Annotated in this window: 15 protein-coding genes; 6 read left to right on the top strand and 9 right to left on the bottom strand. The window is 76.3% G+C overall.

Annotated elements, in window-relative coordinates:
• Positions 1–2 precede the first annotated feature (2 nt).
• From AMOR_RS01450 to AMOR_RS01435, 4 genes are all read left to right on the top strand, one after another.
• Positions 3–1013, top strand: a complete 1011-nt coding sequence (locus AMOR_RS01450; RefSeq protein ID WP_248357702.1) for an ABC transporter permease — start codon at positions 3–5, stop codon at positions 1011–1013.
• A gap of 11 nt (positions 1014–1024) precedes the next feature.
• On the top strand, positions 1025–1909 hold the full coding sequence (locus AMOR_RS01445; protein ID WP_248357700.1) for a TIM barrel protein: 885 nt from the start codon (positions 1025–1027) through the stop codon (positions 1907–1909).
• A gap of 8 nt (positions 1910–1917) precedes the next feature.
• Positions 1918–2469 (top strand): SIS domain-containing protein, encoded by a 552-nt coding sequence (locus AMOR_RS01440; RefSeq protein WP_248357698.1) that lies wholly within the window; start codon positions 1918–1920, stop codon positions 2467–2469.
• Positions 2470–2535: 66 nt separating this feature from the next.
• Positions 2536–2739, top strand: coding sequence for a hypothetical protein (locus tag AMOR_RS01435; RefSeq protein WP_248357696.1), 204 nt, complete (start codon positions 2536–2538; stop codon positions 2737–2739).
• A gap of 106 nt (positions 2740–2845) precedes the next feature.
• Here AMOR_RS01435 and AMOR_RS01430 read toward each other — a convergent pair whose 3' ends face one another.
• The 3 genes from AMOR_RS01430 to AMOR_RS01420 all read right to left on the bottom strand — a co-directional run bounded on the left by AMOR_RS01430 (position 2846) and on the right by AMOR_RS01420 (position 7208).
• The gene (locus AMOR_RS01430) at positions 2846–3541 is read right to left on the bottom strand and encodes a hypothetical protein (protein ID WP_248357694.1); all 696 of its coding nucleotides are present in this window, start codon (positions 3539–3541) and stop codon (positions 2846–2848) included.
• A gap of 89 nt (positions 3542–3630) precedes the next feature.
• Positions 3631–6228, bottom strand: a complete 2598-nt coding sequence (locus AMOR_RS01425) for a PEP/pyruvate-binding domain-containing protein (RefSeq protein WP_248357692.1) — start codon at positions 6226–6228, stop codon at positions 3631–3633.
• A complete protein-coding gene (locus AMOR_RS01420) occupies positions 6225–7208 on the bottom strand; it encodes a UbiA prenyltransferase family protein (RefSeq protein ID WP_248357690.1) in 984 nt (327 codons plus the stop codon). Before AMOR_RS01420 ends, AMOR_RS01425 begins: the two co-directional genes overlap by 4 nt.
• Positions 7209–7258: 50 nt before the next feature.
• Here AMOR_RS01420 and AMOR_RS01415 point away from each other — a divergent pair, with 50 nt between their 5' ends.
• Entirely contained in the window at positions 7259–9865 is a 2607-nt protein-coding gene (locus AMOR_RS01415) for a PEP/pyruvate-binding domain-containing protein (protein WP_248357688.1), read from the top strand.
• Positions 9866–9928: 63 nt separating this feature from the next.
• Here the strand turns inward: AMOR_RS01415 and AMOR_RS01410 are convergent, their stop codons facing one another.
• Positions 9929–11008 (bottom strand): hypothetical protein, encoded by a 1080-nt coding sequence (locus AMOR_RS01410; RefSeq protein ID WP_248357686.1) that lies wholly within the window; start codon positions 11006–11008, stop codon positions 9929–9931.
• Between the two features lie 34 nt (positions 11009–11042).
• Between AMOR_RS01410 and AMOR_RS01405 the strand changes: the two genes are divergently transcribed.
• Entirely contained in the window at positions 11043–13469 is a 2427-nt protein-coding gene (locus AMOR_RS01405) for an efflux RND transporter permease subunit (RefSeq protein ID WP_248357684.1), read from the top strand.
• Here the strand turns inward: AMOR_RS01405 and AMOR_RS01400 are convergent.
• From AMOR_RS01400 to AMOR_RS01380, 5 genes are all read right to left on the bottom strand, one after another.
• Positions 13444–14304, bottom strand: a complete 861-nt coding sequence (locus AMOR_RS01400) for a phosphatidylserine decarboxylase (RefSeq protein ID WP_248357682.1) — start codon at positions 14302–14304, stop codon at positions 13444–13446. The genes AMOR_RS01405 and AMOR_RS01400 overlap by 26 nt on opposite strands.
• A 2-nt stretch (positions 14305–14306) precedes the next feature.
• Positions 14307–15473, bottom strand: a complete 1167-nt coding sequence (locus AMOR_RS01395; protein ID WP_248357680.1) for a DUF3419 family protein — start codon at positions 15471–15473, stop codon at positions 14307–14309.
• A 58-nt stretch (positions 15474–15531) separates the two neighbouring features.
• The gene (locus AMOR_RS01390; protein WP_248357678.1) at positions 15532–17052 is read right to left on the bottom strand and encodes a wax ester/triacylglycerol synthase family O-acyltransferase; all 1521 of its coding nucleotides are present in this window, start codon (positions 17050–17052) and stop codon (positions 15532–15534) included.
• Between the two features lie 139 nt (positions 17053–17191).
• Positions 17192–17725, bottom strand: a complete 534-nt coding sequence (gene gpt / locus AMOR_RS01385; protein ID WP_248357676.1) for a xanthine phosphoribosyltransferase — start codon at positions 17723–17725, stop codon at positions 17192–17194.
• A 74-nt stretch (positions 17726–17799) separates the two neighbouring features.
• Entirely contained in the window at positions 17800–18939 is a 1140-nt protein-coding gene (locus AMOR_RS01380) for a BMP family ABC transporter substrate-binding protein (protein ID WP_248357674.1), read from the bottom strand.
• Between the last annotated feature and the right edge of the window lie 8 nt (positions 18940–18947).

Here is an 18947-nt window from a genome sequence, read left to right as displayed (position 1 = left end):
TCGTGCCGCAGGTCGAGCTCGGGCAGGCGGAGGTGGCGCGGGAGAAGCGGCGGCTGGTGCCGCGGCGGGTCGCGAGGCTGTTCTCGAATCCGCTCGCGGGTGTCTTCGCCGCGCTGGTCCTGATCTTCGTCGCGTCCTGCTTCCTCTCGCCGTACTTCCTCACGCCGTTCAACATGCTGATCGTCTCGCGCGCGCTCGCGTTCGTGGGGATGGTGACCATCGCGCAGGCGCTCCTCATGATCATGGGGGAGCTCGACCTGTCGCTCGGCGCCATCGGCGGGCTCTGCGGCGTGCTCGGCGGCATCATGATGGTCGAGCTCGGCTGGGACCCGTTCCTGGCGTTCGGCCTGTGCCTGCTGTTCGGCGTGCTCTTCGGGCTCGTGAACGGGCTGCTCGTCACCGTGCTCGGGCTCAACTCGCTCGTCGTGACGATCGGCATGGCCGGCGTCTACAGCGGCCTCAACCTGGTCATCACCAGGGGCCTCGCGATCACGGGCATCCCGGACTCCATCGGCTTCCTCGGCAAGGGCGTCTACCTCGGCGTCCCGATGCCGTTCGTGATCACGCTCGTGCTGCTCGCGCTGCTCACCGTCGTCACCCAGAAGACGCCGTTCGGCCGCTACGTGTACGCCCTCGGGAACAGCACGGCCGCCGCGCGGATGCTGGGCATCCCGGTGGGCCGGATCCGGGTCGCCTGCTTCATGATCGCGGGCTTCTGCGCCTCGCTCGCGGGCATGCTGATGGTCGCGCGCCTCGGGACGGCGCAGCCTTCCATCGGCGAGATCTGGGTCATGCCGTCCATCGCCGGATCGGTCATCGGCGGCGTAGCCACCACGGGCGGGATCGGCTCGCTCCTGGGCGCCATCGTCGGCGCCGCGATCATCGGGGTCATCCAGAACATCATCGTGCTGTTCGGCGTCGCACCATACTGGCAGTCCGTCGTGAGCGGGGCGATCGTCGTGCTCGCCATCTCGTTCGACGCCGTCTCCCGCCGCTACATCAAGAAGGAGTGAGGGGAGGAGCCATGAAGCTCGGCGTGAACCTGTCCTTCGCCGTGAAGCGCTGGATCGACCCGCCCGAGCTCGCGGCGATCGTCCGCGAGCAGCTCGGGGTCGCGTACGTACAGTACACCTGGGACCTGTCCGACCCGTGGTGGCCGGAGCGGCGGCGCGACCGCGTCGCGCGCGCGTACGCCGACGCGTTCCGGGCCGAGGGCCTCACCGTGGAGAGCACGTTCGGCGGGCTCGCCTCGTACACGTACAACAACCTGCTCGCTCCGACGGAGGACCTGCGCCTCGCCGGGTACGAGCACCTCGAGCGCGCCATCGACATGACCGCCGCGATGGAGGTCCCGGCCGCGGGGATGCCGCTCGGCGGCTACTCCTACTCGGACGCGAAGGATCCGCACCGGCGCGAGGAGCTCTACGCGAACGCGCTCGGCATGCTCGCCGAGCTGGCGCGCCACGCGCGGCGCCGGGGGCTCTCGACGCTGCTCGTCGAGCCGACGCCGCTGGCGACCGAGTTCCCGTCCTCCGCGGAGGACGCGCTGCGGCTCATGACCGATCTCGAGGGGCGCACCGAGATCCCGGTCCGGCTCCTCGTCGACTGGGGGCACGCGCTCTACCGGCCGCTGTTCGGCGGGGGCGCGAGCGTCGACGCCTGGATGACCCGGTGCCGCGACTTCATCCAGGCGTTCCACGTCCAGCAGACCGACGGCAGCCTCGACTGCCACTGGAGCTTCTGCCGCGAGGGCCTCGTCACGCCCGCCGGGCTCCGCGCGTTCTGGGACCGACACGGCCTCGACACGCAGACGTTCTTCCTCGAGATCATCTATCCGTTCGAGGCCGACGACGACGCGGTGCTGCGCGACATGATCGCGTCGACGCGCCTCGTCCGGCAGGCGGCGTGAGGCCCGCCATGACGAGCCTCTACCGCGCCGCGCTCGACGACCTCGCCCGCGTGTTCGAGCGGCTCGACGAGGGTCCGGTGGACCGCGCCGTCGAGGCGCTCGCCGCCGCGCGCCGGATCGCGCTGTACGGCGTCGGCCGCGAGGGGCTCCAGATCAAGGGGCTCGCCATGCGGCTCTACCACCTCGGCCTCCTCGCGTCCGTCGTGGGCGACATGACGACGCCGCCGCTCGGGAACGGCGACCTCCTCGTCGTGTCCGCCGGCCCGGGCCACTTCGCGACGGTCGAGGCGCTCCTCGGCGTCGCGCGACGCGCCGGCGCGCGGACGCTCGTGGTGACGGCGCAGCCCGAGGGCGCGTGCGCCCGGCTCGGCGACCTCGTGGTCCCCGTGCCGGCCCAGACCATGGCGGACGACCACGGGCCGACCGCCTCCGTGCTGCCGATGGGGTCGCTGTACGAGGGCGCGCAGTACGTGCTGTTCGAGGTGCTGATCCTGAAGCTCAGGGAGCGGCTCCGGATCGACCCCGAGGCGATGCGCGCCCGCCACACGAACCTCGAGTGAGCGGGAGCGGAGGCGCGAGCGGACCGGCCGTCCCGGCGGGCGCGGTCGCCGGGGTACAATCGCCGGATGAGCGTGGTGTGGCACGTCACGATCGACGGGGTGCCCGCGTGCACCTCGTCCGTCCTCGGGCCGGACGAGTGCCTCGAGCCGCCGATCTGCGGGACCCGCAACCGGGCGCGCGCCGAGGACTACGCGGCGATGCTCCGGGAGCGCCACCCGGCGGCACGGGTGGACATCGTCGAGCACGGCTGCCCGATGCGGGGCGAGTGAGGGGAGCCCCGGGGGGAGAGCGGCCGGCCGTGCGCCGAGGACATCGTGCTCACCGCGGATCCGGTACGGCTCCGGCAGGTCTTCGACAATCTGCTCTCGAACGCGCTCACCGCCGGCGCGCGCTTCCGCGTCCCGCTGCCGGTGCGCTGACCTTCGACGCGTCCCCGGCGCGCAGCCGGAGCGCCTCGTATCGCCCCGCGGCGGGGAACGCGGGAACGCCCTCCGGCCGCCGCGCCCACCAGTTCATGACCACCGCCAGCCGGAGCGGCGTGGCCGGCCGCAGCCTGCCGTGCGGGATCTCGCCGTTCGCGTCGAGGACGCCGTGCGTCGCGTCTCCCGGGAAGACGGCGAGCCGGTTCGGCCGCGGGCGCACGAGGTCCAGGCGGTCGAGGTCGTCGGGCGCGCGGGCGGGGTTCGCGTCGCTGGCGGGCGCGTCGGTGACGGCGAGGAGGCCGCCCCGGCAGCGGTTCAGGAACAGCACCGACGAGCAGGACGGGTGCGCGAGCACGCCGGTCCGCCCGAAGAGCGCCTCGTCGCGATCCTGGTGGAAGTCCACCTGCACGTCGCTCGTCCGCATCCGCGAGAGCCACCACTCGACGCCGGCGATCCCGCGGCGGCAGAGGGCCGGAAGCCGCGCGCGGATGGCGAGGGCGGCCGCCTCCGGGAGGGCGGCGGGCTCGCCGAGATCGAACCAGAAGGTGGTGCGGTACGTACGCCGGAGGTTCTCGCTCCCGAGGGCGCGCACCGCGCCGGCGAGCCGGGCGTGGAGCGGGACGGGGAGGGCGCCGTCCAAGACGGCCACGAGCGGCCGGCGGCGCGCTCCGTTCGCCCGGAGCGGAGCGTCGCGGCGTCCGCGGCGAGGCGAGCTCGAAGGGCGAGCCGCCGGGGGGCTCACGTCGATCCGTCCAGGACGGAGACGGTCCCCTGGCGCCCGTCGACCTCGACGCGCGCGCCGTCGGGGATGGCGCGGGTGGCGCCGTCCACCGCGAGCACGGCGGGGATCCCGCACTCGCGGGCGATGACGGCCGCGTGGGAGAGGAGCCCCCCGGTCTCCGTCACGACCGCGGCGAGGCGCGGGAAGATGGTCGTCCAGCCCGGATCGGTGAACGGCGCCACCAGCACGTCGCCCGGCTGGATCCGGCTGGCGTCCTCGATCCGGCGCACGACGCGGGCCACCCCCCGCGCGCGCCCCGGCGAGCAGCCCGCGCCGCGCAGCGCGGCGCCGGGCGGCGGCGGCGCGTGCGGCTCGAGCCCGTGCGTCGAGCCGATCTCGTTCGGAGCGTCGAAGCTGCGGAAGGAGCGGAGCGTGCGCAGCCCCGCCCTCGCGCGGCGCCGGACCTCGGCGGACGGGAGCGTCCCGTCCACCGCGCCGAGGACCTCCTCGCGGCGCAGCGTGAAGACGTCGCCCGGGTCGGCGAGCGTCCCGGCCACCGCGAGCCGGCGCCCGGCCTCGAGCATCCAGCGCCGGACGAGAGCGTAGACGCGGCTCGAGCGATCCCGCATCTCCTCGCGCTCCCAGGTGAACGTCCGCAGCCGCGCGAGCCGCGAGCGGAAGGTCGCGCGGTCGAGCGGGCCCGGGAGCGCGCGGAGCGCCCGGTCGCGCTCGGCGAGGTACGCGTCGTGGCGCGTGCGCGCCGTGCGGGCGGGATCCGCCTCCTCGCTCCACGTCGCGTGGGCCTGCTCCATCAGCTCGCGAACGAAGGCCAGGTCCTCCGGCCACCGCGGGGCGCGGAGGTCCAGCTCCTTCCGGCTGCGGTGCGGCCACCGCGCCGCGAACGCCGCGACCGTGCCGTCGTCGAGCGGGCGCCCCGCGCGCCGGAGGGCGCCCACCGTGGCGTGGAGATCCACGAGCGTGCGCACGTGCGAGAGGTCGAGGAGCCCGCCGACCAGGGTGGGGTAGTCGAGGCCACCCTCCACCCGCCGCGCGGCGCGATCGAACGCGACCTTGAAGTCGAGCTTGGCGTTCGACGTGTTGTAGATGGTCTCGAAGTAGCTCGCCTCGGTGTCGAGGTGCAGCGACTCGACGAGGGCGCGGAGCGCGGCGGCGTACGCCGCCGCGGGCAGGGCCTCGAGCGCTGCCGGCGGGGCATCGAACGGGCGCGCGCGGTCCGGGAACGCCGCGAGGAACCGCGCGTTCTCGCGGCGCCGCCGGCGGTACCCGAGGTGCAGCCTCACCAGCACGGGGATCGCGGGCAGCACGGTCCGCGGCGTCGCGGGCGTCACCCGGCCCGTCCCCTCGTAGGCCGGCACGATCCCGAGATCCAGATCGAAGTTGCGCTCGACGAAGCCCGGCAGGCGCAGCACCGCGGCGCGCGCCTCGCCCAGGTTCCAGTACGGCCGGCCGAAGAACATGCGCGACCACTTCGCGCGGTGCCCCCGCGGGACGAGGCCGATGGACCGGAGGTACCGGGGCATCGAGAGATCGAAGGCGGCCTCGTACAGCGACCACATGAGCGACGCGCAGACGTCGGAAGACACGCCGCCGTCGCGGAAGTCGGCGGTCGTCCACTCGCCGAGATCGGGCGCGAAGTGGAGCCGCGTGATGGGGCGAGCCTGGACGAGCTGGACGCGGCCGCCGGCGCGCGCCCACTCGACGTCCACCGGGAACCCGAGGTGCTCCTGCACGGCGGCCCCGAGCCGGGCGAGCGCGATGGCGGCGCCGTCGTCGAGCGTCGAGCGTCCGGCGCCGTCCGGCGCCACGGCGCCGTGCGCGCGCGAGAGCACCCGCCCCGCCGCCTGATCCACGACGAGGTGGTCCGCGGGGACCGTGCCGGAGACGAGCGCGTCGGCGAGCCCGAACGCCGCCTCGATCACGGTCTCCGTCTCGCGGCCGGTCATCGGGTTCACGGAGAAGAGGACCCCGGCCACGTCCGGCTCGAGCTGGCGCTGGACGACGACGGCCATCGCCGGCAGCGCCCGGGCGCCGCCGTGCGCGCGGAGGTACGCGGCGAGGCGCGGCGTGAACAGCGACCCGACGCAGCGCCGGATCGCCGCGAGCACGGCCGCCTCGCCGCGCGCGCCGAGCACGGTCTCGTACTGACCGGCGAAGCTCGCGTCGGCCCGGTCCTCGAGGGCCCCCGACGAGCGGACCGCGACGGCGCCGCCGCCGAGCAGCCCGTCCGCTGCCGCGCGGAGCGCCGCGGCGAGCGCGGCGGGGACGGACGCCGACTCCACGCGCGCCCGGACGGTCGCGAGCCACCGGTCCTCGTCCGCGGAGGGCGGTGCGGCCGTGCGACGGCGCAGCTCGGCGGGCGCCGCCCCGACGCCCGCCCCCTCGAGGAGCGCCGCGCACGCGGACGCCGTGACGACGACGCCCGCGGGCACGTCGAATCCGCCCGCGAGGAGCGCGCCGAGGCCGCGCGCCTTCCCGCCGACGATCGAGGGCGGCGCCTCCGCCGCGAGCGCGAGCGGCAGGACGAGCGGGGTGGTCGCGCTCGCCGCGGCCGCGGTGTCGTGGGCGTCCTGCGGCTCGCGGCCGGCGGGGCTCATGGGAGGAGGGCGACCCCCCGGGCCCGCGCTGCGGCGAGGACGAGGCCGAGCGCGGCGGCGAGCGCGTGGGCCTCCACCGCGGGGCGGAGCCGGCGCGCGCCGGCCGGCGAGGGCGCGCGCAGCAGCAAGCCCGCCGCGATCACGGGCGGCGCGGCCGCCGCCGCGAGGAGGGCTGCGTACGCAGGGCCGAGCGCCGCGGCGCGCCCCGCGGCGGCGAGGAGCACCGAGGACGCGACCGCGAGCGCGGCCGGCAGCGCCCCGGCGGTTTGGAAGCCGGCGCGGGCGGACCAGGTCTCGTAAGCGGTCTCCTCGGAGGGCACCCGCACCTTCCGCGCGATCTCCCAGGCCGCGACGGGCAGGTACAGGCCCCCCACCAGCGCCAGGGTGGCGCCCGGCGCGGGACGTGCGCCGGCGGCGGCGGCCCCCGCTGCGGCAGCGAAGGCGAGGAAGAGGAGCGCGAGCGGGTTGTGCGTGACGAACGCGAGGATCAGGTCCCGCGCCATCGCGGGGTGGAAGAACCACCGGGCCGACAGCCACGCTCCGACGAAGCACGCGCCTCCGAGCGCCGCCACCGCCGGGGGCTGCGCGCCGAGGAGGAGCCCGAAGAGCGCGGCCACCCCGACGCGGGCGCGGCGGAGCTCCGCCGCGGCGATCTCGCCGGTGACGTGCGGCCGGTCCGCGAAGCGAGCGTCGCCCGCGCTCGCGAGCCGCCGGTCGGTGTCCCAGTCCTTGAGATCGTCGCTCAGCCGGAGGTAGAGGGCGAGCAGCACGCTCGAGGCGGTCGCGGCGGCGACGGCGCCCGAGAGCGGCAGCGGCCGGGCCCCGGCGAGCGCGGCCGCGCCGAGCTGGGCCGCGAGGGACAGGACGGCGGTCGCCCCGGCCTCCGACGGGCCGAAGCGCGTCGCGAGGTAGCGCCCGAGCCGGGCCGCGCCGCTGCGCGCCGCGGCCGGGCGACCGGGGAGGGTCGAGGCGCCGGACACGCGGCGATTGTACCGTCGGGGGCGGACGAAGTGCGCGGTATGATCCCCGTGTGGCCTTCCTCCACCGCGGCGCCCCGCCCGAGACGACCTCGCTGCTCGGCGGCAAGGCGGCGCGGCTCGGCGAGCTCGGGGCGCTCGGCCTCCCTGTCCCGCGCTGGGTCTGCCTCCCCGCCGAGATCGGAGACGCGGTGCTCGCGCGCGCGCGGCCCGAGCTCGAGGTGGCCCTCGCCGGTCTCGAGGGCGCGCCCGCGGCGGAGGCGCCCTTCGCGGCCGCTGCGGCTCGCATCCGCGCCGCGGTGCTCGCCGCGGGGCTCCCGGCCGACGGCGCCGCGGCCCTCGACGCGGCCCTCGCCGGGCCGCTCGCGGCGGCTCCCTCGCTCGCGGTGCGATCGTCCGCGGTCGGCGAGGACTCCGGGCGCGACTCGTTCGCCGGGCAGCTCGACTCGTTCCTGCGCGTGCCGCGGAGCGAGGTCCCGGCGCGCGTGCTCGAGGTCATCGCGTCGGCGTACGGCGCGCGGGCGCTCCTCTACCGGCGCGTCCGCGGGCTCCCGCTCGCCGGCGCCCGCGTCGGCGTGATCGTGCAGGAGATGGTCGACGCCGCGCGCGCGGGCGTCCTCTTCACCGCGAACCCGACCACCGGCGACCGGGGCGAGGTCGTGATCGCCGCGGGCACGGGCACGGGCGAGGGGGTCGCCGCGGGGACTGCGGCCGCCGACATCGTCCACGCGGAGCTGGGAACGGGCGCGGTCCGCCGCGTCGCGCGCGCCGGCGCGGCGGCGATCCTGTCGGATTCGGACGTGGCGCGCCTGGTGGCGCTCGGCCGGCGCATCGCGGGTACGGCCGGCGTGCCGCAGGACGTCGAGTGGGCGATCGACGCGGCGGGCGCGCTGCACCTCCTGCAGGCGCGCCCGATCACGGCGTTCGCCGCGGGGCGCGAGACCGTGCTCGACTCGTCCAACATCGCCGAGAGCTACCCCGGCGTCACGCGGCCCCTGACGTTCTCGTTCGTGCGGCCCGCGTACGAGCGGACCCTCCGGCAGGCGTCGCGTGCGTTCGGCGTCCCGGAGGCGACGCTCGCGCGCGAGCGGGCGGTCCACGCGAACCTCGTCGCGCTGGTGGACGGGCGCATCTACTACGCGATCCTCGGCTGGTATCGCCTGTACCAGCAGCTCCCCGGCTTCGCGTGGGCCCTGCCCGCCTTCGAGAAGGCGCTCGGGCTCCCGCCCCGGCTCGTCGCCCCGGCGCCGCCGCCGCGGGGCCTCGCGCGCCTCGGGCGCGCCGCGATCGTCGCGCGGACGTGGGTCCGGCTCGGGTCGCTCCTGCGCGGCCTCGACGGCGAGGCGCGCGTCTTCGAGGCGCGCCTCGACGCGGAGCGCGCCCGCCTCGCGGTGGTCGACCTCGACGCCCTCGACGCCCACGACCTGCTCGACGAGCTCGATCGGCTCCAGGACCGGCTCGCGGAGCCGTACGCGGTGGCGCTCGTGAACGACTTCTTCACGTTCCAGCTGCACGCCGTCGTCGAGCGGCTCCTCCGCCGCTGGGGCGTCCCGGACGCCGCCGCGGCGCGGGACGGGCTGCTCGTCGGGATCCGCGGCGTCGCGAGCCTCGAGCCGCTCCGGTCGGTGGCCGCGCTGGCGCGGCTCGCGGCCGCGACCCCGGCGGTCCGCGCCGTGCTCGAGTCCCGGCGGGACGACGCGGACGCGTGGACGGTCCTGCGGGACGCCCCGGAGGCGGCGGCGTTCCGGGCCGCGTGCGCGGCGCACGTCGCGCGCTGGGGTGACCGGACGCTCGAGGAGCTGAAGCTGGAGACGCCGAGCCTCGCCGAGGCGCCGGGCGCGCTCGTGGCCGCGGTGCGGAACGCGCTCGCCGCGGGCGCGGATCCCGCGACCCTCGGGCAGGGCCCGCGGGGCGAGCGGGACGCGGCGGAGGCCGCGGTGGCGCGCGTCCTGGCCCGCCACCCGCTGCGCCGGCTCGTCTTCCGCTGGGCGGCGGGGCACTGGCGGCGCGGCGTGCGGCGTCGCGAGGCGCTCCGGCTCGCGCGCGCCAGCGGGTTCGGGATGGCGAAGCGCGTGTTCCGGGCCCTGGGGCGGCGGTTCGCGCGGGAGGGGCTGCTCGACGACCCGTCCGAGCTCCTCTGGCTCACGGTGGACGAGGTCGACGGCGCGGTGCGGGGCCACGCGGTGACGCGCGACCTCCGCGCCCTCGTCTCCCTCCGGCGCCGCGAGTGGGGTGTCTACGAGGGGCGCGTGCCCCCGCAGCGAGTCGTCGTCCACGGGATCGTCGCCGCCCGCGCCGTCGAGGAGGCGCTCGCGCCCGGCGGGGCCCGCTCCGGCGTGCTCCGCGGCACCGGCTGCTGCCCCGGCCGCGCGCGTGCTCCGGTCCGCGTCGTCCGCGAGGCGCGCAGCCAGCCGGTGCTCCGGGGCGAGGTGCTCGTCGCCTCCACGACCGACCCCGGCTGGATCTTCCTCATGGTCGGCGCATCGGCGCTCGTGGCGGAGCGCGGGAACCCGCTCTCGCACACGGCGATCATCGGTCGCGAGCTGGGGCTCCCGACCGTCGTCGGCGTCCCCGACGCCACGCGCCTCCTCGCGGACGGCGAGCTCGTCGAGGTGGACGGCGCCGCGGGGACGGTGACGCGGGTGGCCGTCAGCGGCTAGATGGAGCCCGCTGCGGCCAGCGACCGCAGCTCCAGGAGGTTCGTGAACCGTGCCGTAGGCGGATCACAGCTCCCGCCCGTACAGCGCATAGCACCGCGTCGCCGGGAACCGCCGCACGTGCGCCCGGAAGTCGGCGCGGGTGAGCGCGAACACGAAGCGCTCGTAGCCCGCGTCGAGCGCGTCGCGGCAGCCCGCCGCCACGAGGCCCGCGACCGCCGCGCCGCTCCGGGCCTCCGGCGCGACCGCCACGGTGTGGAAGACGACCCGGCGCGGGAGCGGACCGCCCATCCAGCGGCCCCAGCCCGCGGCCTCGCCGCTGAGCGCGCGCACCTCGTCGATCCAGTCCGGCAGCATGTAGCCGAAGCCGACGTCCCGCCCCCCGGCGTCGACGACGAGCTGGAGGTGCCGGGGCGGCAGGACGACGAGCAGCGGCCCGAACAGCCGCGCCAGCTCGTCGAGCGGGAACGGCACGTAGCCCGGATAGCCGGCCCAGGCACGATCGAGCAGCGCGTGCAGCCGCGGGAGCACGGCGGCCGGGTCGCGGTCCTCGAGCGGCTCGATCCGCCAGGGCGCTCGGCGGGCGACGTGGGCCATCGTGCGCGCGAGCGCCGCCACGGCGTCGCGACCCTGCTCGTGCGCGGTCCAGCGGAACACCGGCGCGAACCCGGCCGCCTCGAAGTGGTCCACGTAGCGCGGCGGCGTCCGGGGCTCCGTGAGGTACGGGTCGGTGTCGAAGCCGTGCGTGAGGAGGCGGTACGCGCGGTGCGCGCCGCCGTTCATCGGCCCGACCGCCCGCGCGCAGCCCCGGGCGCGGAGCCACCCGGTCGCGGCGGCGAGGAGCGCGGCGGCCGCCTCCGGATCGTCGGCGCATTCGTAGAACCCGACCTGCCCGAGGGCGCGACCGGCCTCGTCGAGGAGCCGCGGATGGACGAGCGCGGCCACCCGGCCGACCGGCGTGCCGCCGCGCCGGGCGAGGTAGGGCTGGATCGCGCCGCCCGGGACTGCCGCCCCGGCGACCTCCCCGAGCGCCGAGGCCCGGAACGGCGGGATGAAGTCGGGATCGCCGCCGCGCAGCGCGGCCGCGAGATCGACGAAGGCCTCGAGCTCCCCGGGCCCCGCCGGGGCCACGCGCAGTTCCGGCATGACGCACCCTCCTTCGGCGCAGGATACTCCGGTCATGGACGGGGGCGGGCAGCCGGAGGCGCGGGCCATGCGGCACGAGGGCGGCCAGGTCGCGCGCGTGTACGCGCGCCTCGTCGCGCGGCCGGCGCCGTTCGCGGCGGCGGCGCTCGCGCTCACCGCGGTCCTCGGCGTCGCCGCGGCCCGGGTGCGCCCGGACTTCTCCCTCGAGCAGCTCTTCCCGATCTGGGACCGGCAGCGCGCCGAGTACGACCGCTTCAAGGCCCGGTTCCCGGGCGAGGACGCGCGCGCCGTCGTGATCGTCGAGGCGGACGACCTCTTCACGCCCGCCGGAGTGGCGCGCCTCGCCGCGCTCGAGGCGGACGTCGGCCGCGTCAAGGGCGTCACGCGCGTCGTCGGCCCGGCATCGGTCGAGCACGGCGTGCGGACCCCTTTCGGCCCCGCGCGCGAGCGGCTGCTCTCGCCGGAGCTCCCGGCCGGCGAGCTGCGCCTGCGGGCGGCGGCGGCCCGGGAGGACCGGCTGCTCGCCTGGAACGTCTTCGCCCCGGACGGCCGGAGCGTCGCGATCCTCGCCGACCTCGACCGCGCGACGGCGGGCAGCGACGCCGGGCGGCAGACCTTCGTCCGCGCCGCGCAGGCCGTCCTCGGCCGGCACGCGCGCCCGGGCCAGGCGCTCACCCTCTCCGGCCTCCCCGCGGTCCGCGCCCGCATCGCCGCGCTCGTGAACGAGGACGTCTCGCGCCTCGTGCCGCTCGCGATCGGCGCCGTGCTCCTCCTCCTCGTCCTCGCCTTCCGCAGCGCCGCAGCGGCGGCGGGCGGCCTCGCGGCGATCCTCGCCGCGCTGGTCTGGAGCTACGGCGTGCTGGGGCTCCTCGGGTGGCCGCTCGGGGCGCTCATGGGGATGATGCCGGTGGTCGTCGTCATCGTCTCGGTCGCGGACAGCGTCCACATCCTGTCCGAGCTGCACGCGGAGCTGCGCGCGGGGGCGGCGCCGGCCGGCGCGCTCGCCGGCGCGATGACCCGCACCGTCGTCCCGTGCCTCGTCACCGAGCTGGTCCTCGGGGCGGGGTTCCTCACGCTCGTCGCGGTCCGGATGACCGCGGTGATCCAGTTCGCGGTGATCACCGCGATCGCGATGCCGCTCGCGTGGCTCGCGAACGCGCTCGTCCTCCCGCTCGTGCTCCGCGGGACGGTGCGCCGCGCGCCGGCGGTCCGCGCGCCGCCGTGGGCGCTCGGCCGCGCCGCGGCGGCGACCGCCTGGATGGAGCGCCAGGCCTTCTCCCACCCGCGCCGCGTCGTCGCCGGCGCCGCGCTGGTCCTCGCGGCCGCCGGCCTCCTCGCGACGCGCGTGCGCATCGAGTACCGCGTGTTCGACGACCTGCGGCCCGGCTCGGAGGTCGCCCGCGAGATCGCCCGCGCCGAGGCGGCGATCGGGGGGATCGTCCCCATCGCCATCCACGTGGAGGCGGACGCGCCCGGCGGCGCCCTCGATCCCGCCGCCGTCCGGCTCGCCGACCGCGCCGCGGCCTTCCTCCGGAGCTTCCCGGAGATCCGCCAGGCGAACGCGCTCGGCGACTTCGTCCGGCCCGCGTACGCGCTCGTCGCGGGCGAGGGCGACGGCGACGGGCTCCCGGCCTCGCCGGAGGCGATGGCGCAGGTCCTGGAGGCGCTCGGCGATCGGCGGGTGACGCTCGACGTCCTCTCCCCCGACCGCCGCGCGCTCGCCGCGGTCGGGCGGGTGCTCGACGTCGGGGTGGCGCGCACCGACGCGATCGTGGAGGCGGTCGAGGCGTGGGTCGCCGCGGAGCGGGTGCGGCTCGCGGCGGACCCCGGCGCCCCGCGCCTCCGGCTCGCCGCCACGGGGCAGCTCGTGCTGTTCCAGGACGTGAGCCAGCAGCTCCTCGGAGGTCTCGCCGCGAGCTTCGGCGCCGCGATCCTGCTCTCGCTCGTCCTGATGAGCGTGGCGCTGCGCTCCTGGAGGCTCGGGCTCGTGGGGCTCGTCCCGAACGCCTCGCCGGTCCTGCTCGTCCTCGCGTTCATGGGCGCGACGGGGATCCCGCTCTCGCCGGTGACGGTGATGGCGTTCTCGATCACGCTCGTGATCGCGGACGACGACACCATCCAGCTCCTCACCCGGTTCCGCGAGCACCACGCGACGGCGGCGGCGCACCTCCCGCCGGCGGAGGCGCACCGCGCCGCCACCCACGCCGCGCTCGGCGAAGTCGGGGTCCCGATGCTGGTCTCGGGCGCCGCGGTCTCGGCCGGCTTCGGGCTGCTGCTCCTCTCCGGCTTCCTCGGCCCGGCGCGGCTCGGCGCGCTCATCGCCGCGACGCTCGGGGCCGCCGTGTTCGCGGACCTGTTCCTGACGCCGCTCCTGCTCGTGCACCTGCGGCCGCTGGCGACGCGGGAGCGCCGGACGTCCTCCCTCTCCCCGCGCGTCAGCGGGGGGAGAGGGCCGGGGTGACGGGGGCGGTCGCCCACGCGATCGCCCGTCCGATCCTCACGGCCGTCTCCGCGCCCCGCGCGCTCGCGGCGACGACCGCCGGGTCGAACCGGAGGACGCCGGGGCCGGCGAGCAGCACCAGTGTGGATCCGCCGAAGGCGAACGCGCTGCGCGGCGCGCCCTTCGCGACCGCCACGCCCGGGGTCGCGAGATGCCGGATCGAGCCGACGAGGAACCCGCCCACGTCGACGAGGACGAGGCGGCCGAAGCGCTCGGCCTCGAGCGTCGTCACCGTCCGGCGGTTCAGCACGTAGAACGGCGCCTCGTTCCCGGGCCGCGGCGAGACCGAGCCATAGCCGCCCGGGACGAGCCGCGGCGCGGAGGGTACCCCGGCGCACGGGAAGACGAGGCGGTGGCAGTCGGCGACGTAGAGCCGGAAGATCGCCGCGCTTCCGCCGGCGAGGGTCCGCGCGAGCGCCGCGTCCGCGACCAGCGTCGCGAGGTCGAACGCGACCCCCTTCACGACGAGGCGCGTCCCGCCGCCGACGGGCGCGGTCACGAGCAGCCGCGCATCCGCCGGCGAGACGAGCGCGTCCGGATCCGGGTCGATGGGCCGGGCGCCGGGCGCGAGCGCGCGGGTGAAGAGCGCGTTCAGCGTCGGGAAGCCGCCCGGCGGGATCACCGCGTCGGAGAGGTCGATCCCGTACCGCGACACGAGCCAGGGCACGAGCGGCGCGGAGGCGCGGCTGCCCGCGAGCGCGCCGACCGCGGCGTGGAGCGCGCGCGATCGGGTGAGCAGCGGCCGGAGCCGCCTCCCGGCGGCGCTCGCGTGGAGCCAGTCGAGGAAGGCCTCCATCGCTACTTCCGGACCGTCGCGACGAGGCAGCCGGAGTACCCCGGCGTGCGGCACCCGTCGTCCACGGCGCGCGCGATCGCGTCCTCGACGACGATCTCCGGGAAGCGGCCGCGCGGCGGCTCCCGCCGCGTGTTGACGAGGTTGGTCCACGCGCAGAGGCGCGCGCCGGGGCGGGCGACGCGGACCAGGTCGCGGAGGAGCGCCTCGAACCGCTCCTCGGGCATCCAGTCGAAGCAGTTCGAGAGGCTGAAGACGTCGACGCTCGCGTCGGGCGCCGCGGCGAGCCAGGCCTCGAGATCGCCCGTCGCCGGCCGGAGCCGGTCGAGGCGGGCGCGGAGCGTCGCCGGCGCGCCGCGGCGGAGCCAGGCGGGGCAGCGGCGGTCGTCGGGGTACGTCCGACGGAACAGGTAGTGCAGGTAGAAGTTCTCTCGCGCGGGCACCTCGCGGAGGAGCCGCTCGACGGCGGCCCGGAAGCGCGGCGCGGGCGATCCCTCCCGCGCGTAGGTGAAGTGGCTCGGGTCGAACGCGCGGTCGAGGACGAACCGGCTGAAGGCGACGCCGAGGAGCGCGCGCCAGGCGAGGCCGTTCCACTCCTCGTCGTAGAACCTCCGCTGCCGGGCGGCGTCGTCCTGCTCGAGGAGCGTCCGGACCCGGCGCTCCCCCTGGAGGAGCGTGACGGCGCGTCCGATCGCGTGGAGGTAGCGGTCCTGCTTGCCCGCCAGGGCCGCGCCGCGGGCGATCACCTGCCCGCGCGCGTCCCAGTACGCCCGGTCCACCGGCGCGAGGGCGGCCCGGGCGCGGCCGTAGAGTGCGGCGCGATCTCGCGCCGGGCGGAGCCCCAGCGCCGCCCAGACCTCGGCCTCGTCGAGCGTCCGGAGCGCCGCGGTCTTCAGGGCGAGGAGCGCGGTCTGGTGCGGATTGAAGTCGAGGGCGATCACCTCGCCGGCGTCGGCGAGCAGGAGCTGCAGCGCGAAGCACCCGCCGGAGGTGATCGCGAGCGCGCGCTCGCCCGGCCGCGGCCGCAGCCCGAGCTCGACGACGCGCTCGTCCTCCCACACCGACGAGTAGCCGATGCCCTGGAAGAACGGAGCGGTCCGGAGGTCGGTCGCGGGGAGAGGTGCGGGCGCGGCGCGGGCGGGCGACGGGGCCATCACCACCGAGGAGACCATGGGTGGAACGCGAGGTCGACCATCGAGCGCCGGTCGGTCGAGCGGCGCCCTCGGGCGCTCACGCCGGGAGCGGCGCCGGCGCCGCCGCCGGCTGCGGGTCCGGCACGGCGGCGGGGAGCGGTCCCGGTGCGGCTCCGGCGGGCGCAGGCACCGCGACCGTGCTCCCGTCGCCGCGGCCGGGCGCCGCCGCCGACGCCCGTGCGCGCGCCGGGGCGGACGCCTTCGCGGGCTCGCACAGCTCCGCCAGCTCCGCCTCGAACCGCGCCACGAGGCCTGCCGGGTCGGGCAGCGCCGCCGCGTCCGCCCGGACGCCGACGCGCACCGCGCCCGCGTAGCTGAGGATGCTGACCCCGAGCGCGAGGCGCGACGGGCTCGGCACCCAGAACATGACGTCGTCGAGCCGGTGGCCGGCGAGGTGCAGCTTCCGCGGGGGGCCGGGCACGTTCGTCACGACGAGCGAGGCCTTGGACGTGAAGAACGCGTTGACCAGCTGCTCCGCGGCGACCGGGATCCGCCCCAGCGCGGCGAGGACGCCGAACGTCACCACCGCGTCCGGCCGGCGCTTCAGCTCCCGCATGCGCGCGTGGAGCGCGGCGACCCGGTCCTCGGCGGTCGCCGCGCCGATCGGCAGGTCGAGGAACACGAGCCCGAACGCGTTCCCGAGCGCCGCCGGCCCGTCGAGCGGGCGCAGGTTCACCGGTACGATCGCCCGCACCTCGCGGTGGCCGACGCCGTCGCCGGTCGCGCCGAGCCACGCCCGGAGCGCCCCCGTGAGCGCGCCGATGAGGAGGTCGTTCACCGTCGCGCCGCGGGCCTGGCCCGCGTCGCGGACCGTCCGGAGCGGGAGCGGTCCGGACCACGCGACCCGCCGCTCGCCGGACAGCGGCCGCTTCAGCGCCGTGGCGGGGTCCGCCGGGAGCGCCGCGAGCCGCGCGAGCGTGGCGGCGAACACGCCGGACGTGCCGAGCACGTCGAGCGCGCGCGCGGGATCGTGCAGCGCCGCGCGGAGCGTCTCCCCGGGGTGCTCCACCAGCGCGAGCGCGGGCGGTCGGCGCAGGGCCTGCGGGTGCTTCCGGCGGGTGGGCGGCGGCTCGTCCACGAGCGACAGGAGCACGGCGACGAGCGCGAAGCCGTCGCCCACGCAGTGGTGCACCTTGACCACGACGGCGCTGCCGCGGCCGCCGCGGTCGACGAGATGGACGCGCCAGAGCGGGTGGAGCGGGTCGAGCGGCTCCGTCGCGACCTCGCCGACGAAGGCCTGCAGCGCCTCGTGGCCGGGGCCGATGCGACGGCGGGAGAGGTGCCGCCCGAGGGAGAAGTCCGGATCGTCCTCCCAGGCCGCGTACCCGAGCCCGAACGGCCCGCCGTGCACGACGCGCTGCCGGAAGCGCGCGTGCGCGAGCAGCCGCCGCACGATCACCGGCCGGAGCTCGCGCATCGACACGCGGTCCGCGAACGAGAGCACCGCGACGACGTCGGCGGTGTTCTCGCGCCGATCCATGTGGAGCCACGCGGCGTCCACGGCACTGAGGAGCTCGGTCGCCATCTGCGCCCCCGCACCGCCGAGAGCCGGCGGCATCGAAGAGCGTCCTCCCCGAGCGCGCCATCGGCGGCGGCCCTTCGTGGCCCCCGCTCCGGCCTACCCCGATCGGCTCAGCTGGTGACGTCAGTGCGGCATCAGGACGCGACACTGCGTCCTGCGCCCCGCACCGCTTGTGCTACCGCCCGCCGCCTCGGCTCTTGATCGGCGAGACGAATTGGTAGTCGATGTCCCAGGGGAAGTAGATCCACTTCTCCTGCTTGAACTCCTTCACGAAGGTGTCGACGATCGGCCGCCCGAGCGGCTTCGCGTACAGCGTCGCGAAGTGCGCCTTCGGGAGCGTCTCCCGCACCGCCTTCGCGGTCCGCCCCGTGTCGACGAGGTCGTCGATGAGGAGCCAGCCCTCGCCGTCGCCCTCGACCTTCTTGAGCCAGCGGAGCTGGCCCTGCTTCTGCTCCGCCCCGCCGTCCTCGCCGCCGTAGCTCACCACGCACACGGTGTCGATGAGCCGGATGTCCAGCTCGCGCGCGACGAGCGCCGCGGGGACGAGGCCGCCGCGGGTGATGGCGATGATGCCCTTCCACTCGCTCCGGAGCTCGTGCAGCACGTGCGACAGGTAGCGCGCGTCGCGGTGCAGCTCCGGCCAGGAGATGACGATCTCGTCCTTGTACGGCGTGCCGCCGTCGGAGGGGGATCCGGGATCGCGCGTCATGTTGGCTCCTCGTCGCCGCGTGGACCGGGGCGAGGGGACGGCGAGCCGTCCCCGCGCCCCGGGCCGCCCGCGGGCTACTTGCCGCTCGGGACCTTGCCCTCGACGCCCTTCACGTAGAAGTTCACGGCGCCCTTCCACGCGTCGTCGGCGACGACGTCCTTCGCGAGGACCTCCTTGCCGGAGCTGTCGACGAGGGGGCCCTTGAAGACGGCGATCTTCTCGGTGCGCAGCCCCTCCTTCGCGTCCTCGACGGCCTTCTTCACGTCGGCGGGGACGAAGTCGGCGACCTTCACGAAGTCGGTCATGCCCTCCTTCACGCCCCACTTCGTCTCCTCGGTCTTCCACGTCTTGCCGAGGACGTCGTTCAGGGCCTTCTCGTAGTAGACGCCCCAGTGCAGCGCGCACGAGCCGAGGTGGGCCTTCGGCGCGAAGGCGCTCATGTCGCTGTCCCAGCCGAAGGCATACTTGCCGGCGCGCTCCGCCGCCTGGAGCACCGCCGTCGAGTCGGTGTTCTGGAGGAGGACGTCCGCGCCCTGGTTGAAGAGCGACTGGGCCGCCTCGGTCTCCTTCGGCGGATCGAACCAGGAGTTCACCCAGACGACCTTGGTCTTCACCTTCGGGTTCACGCTCTGCGCGCCGAGGGTGTAGGCGTTGATGTTGCGGAGGACCTCGGGGATGGGGAACGACGCCACGAACCCGAGGGTGTTGGTCTTGGTCATCTTCCCGGCGACCACGCCGGCGAGGTAGGCGCCCTCGTAGAACTTGGCCTCGTAGACGCGGAGGTTCGGCGCGGTCTTGTAGCCGGTCGCGTGCTCGAAGTAGACGTCCGGGTTGTCCTTCGCGACCTTCACCATCGCGTCCATGAAGCCGAACGAGGTGGCGAAGATGACCTTGTTGCCCTGGGCGACGAGGTCGCGGATGACGCGCTCGGCGTCCGGGCCCTCGGCCACCTTCTCGACGAACGTCGTCTGCACCTTGTCGCCGAGCTTCTCGACGGCGTACTTGCGGCCGAGGTCGTGGGCGTAGGAGTAGCCGGCGTCGCCGACCGGGCCCACGTAGACGAACGCCGCCTTGAGCGGCTCGGGCTTCGTCGCGGCGGCGGGCGCCGGGGCCGCGGCGGGGGCGGGCGCCTCCTTCTTCGAGCTGCAGCCGGCGAGGATCGCGGCCGCGATCGCGGCGCCGGCCGCGAGGCGGTTCAGTGACGAGAGCTTCATCTTCGGCA

The sequence above is a fragment of the Anaeromyxobacter oryzae genome (assembly GCF_023169945.1).
GTDB classification, from domain to species: domain Bacteria; phylum Myxococcota; class Myxococcia; order Myxococcales; family Anaeromyxobacteraceae; genus Anaeromyxobacter; species Anaeromyxobacter oryzae.
This window is presented reverse-complemented; position numbering and strand designations above follow the sequence as displayed.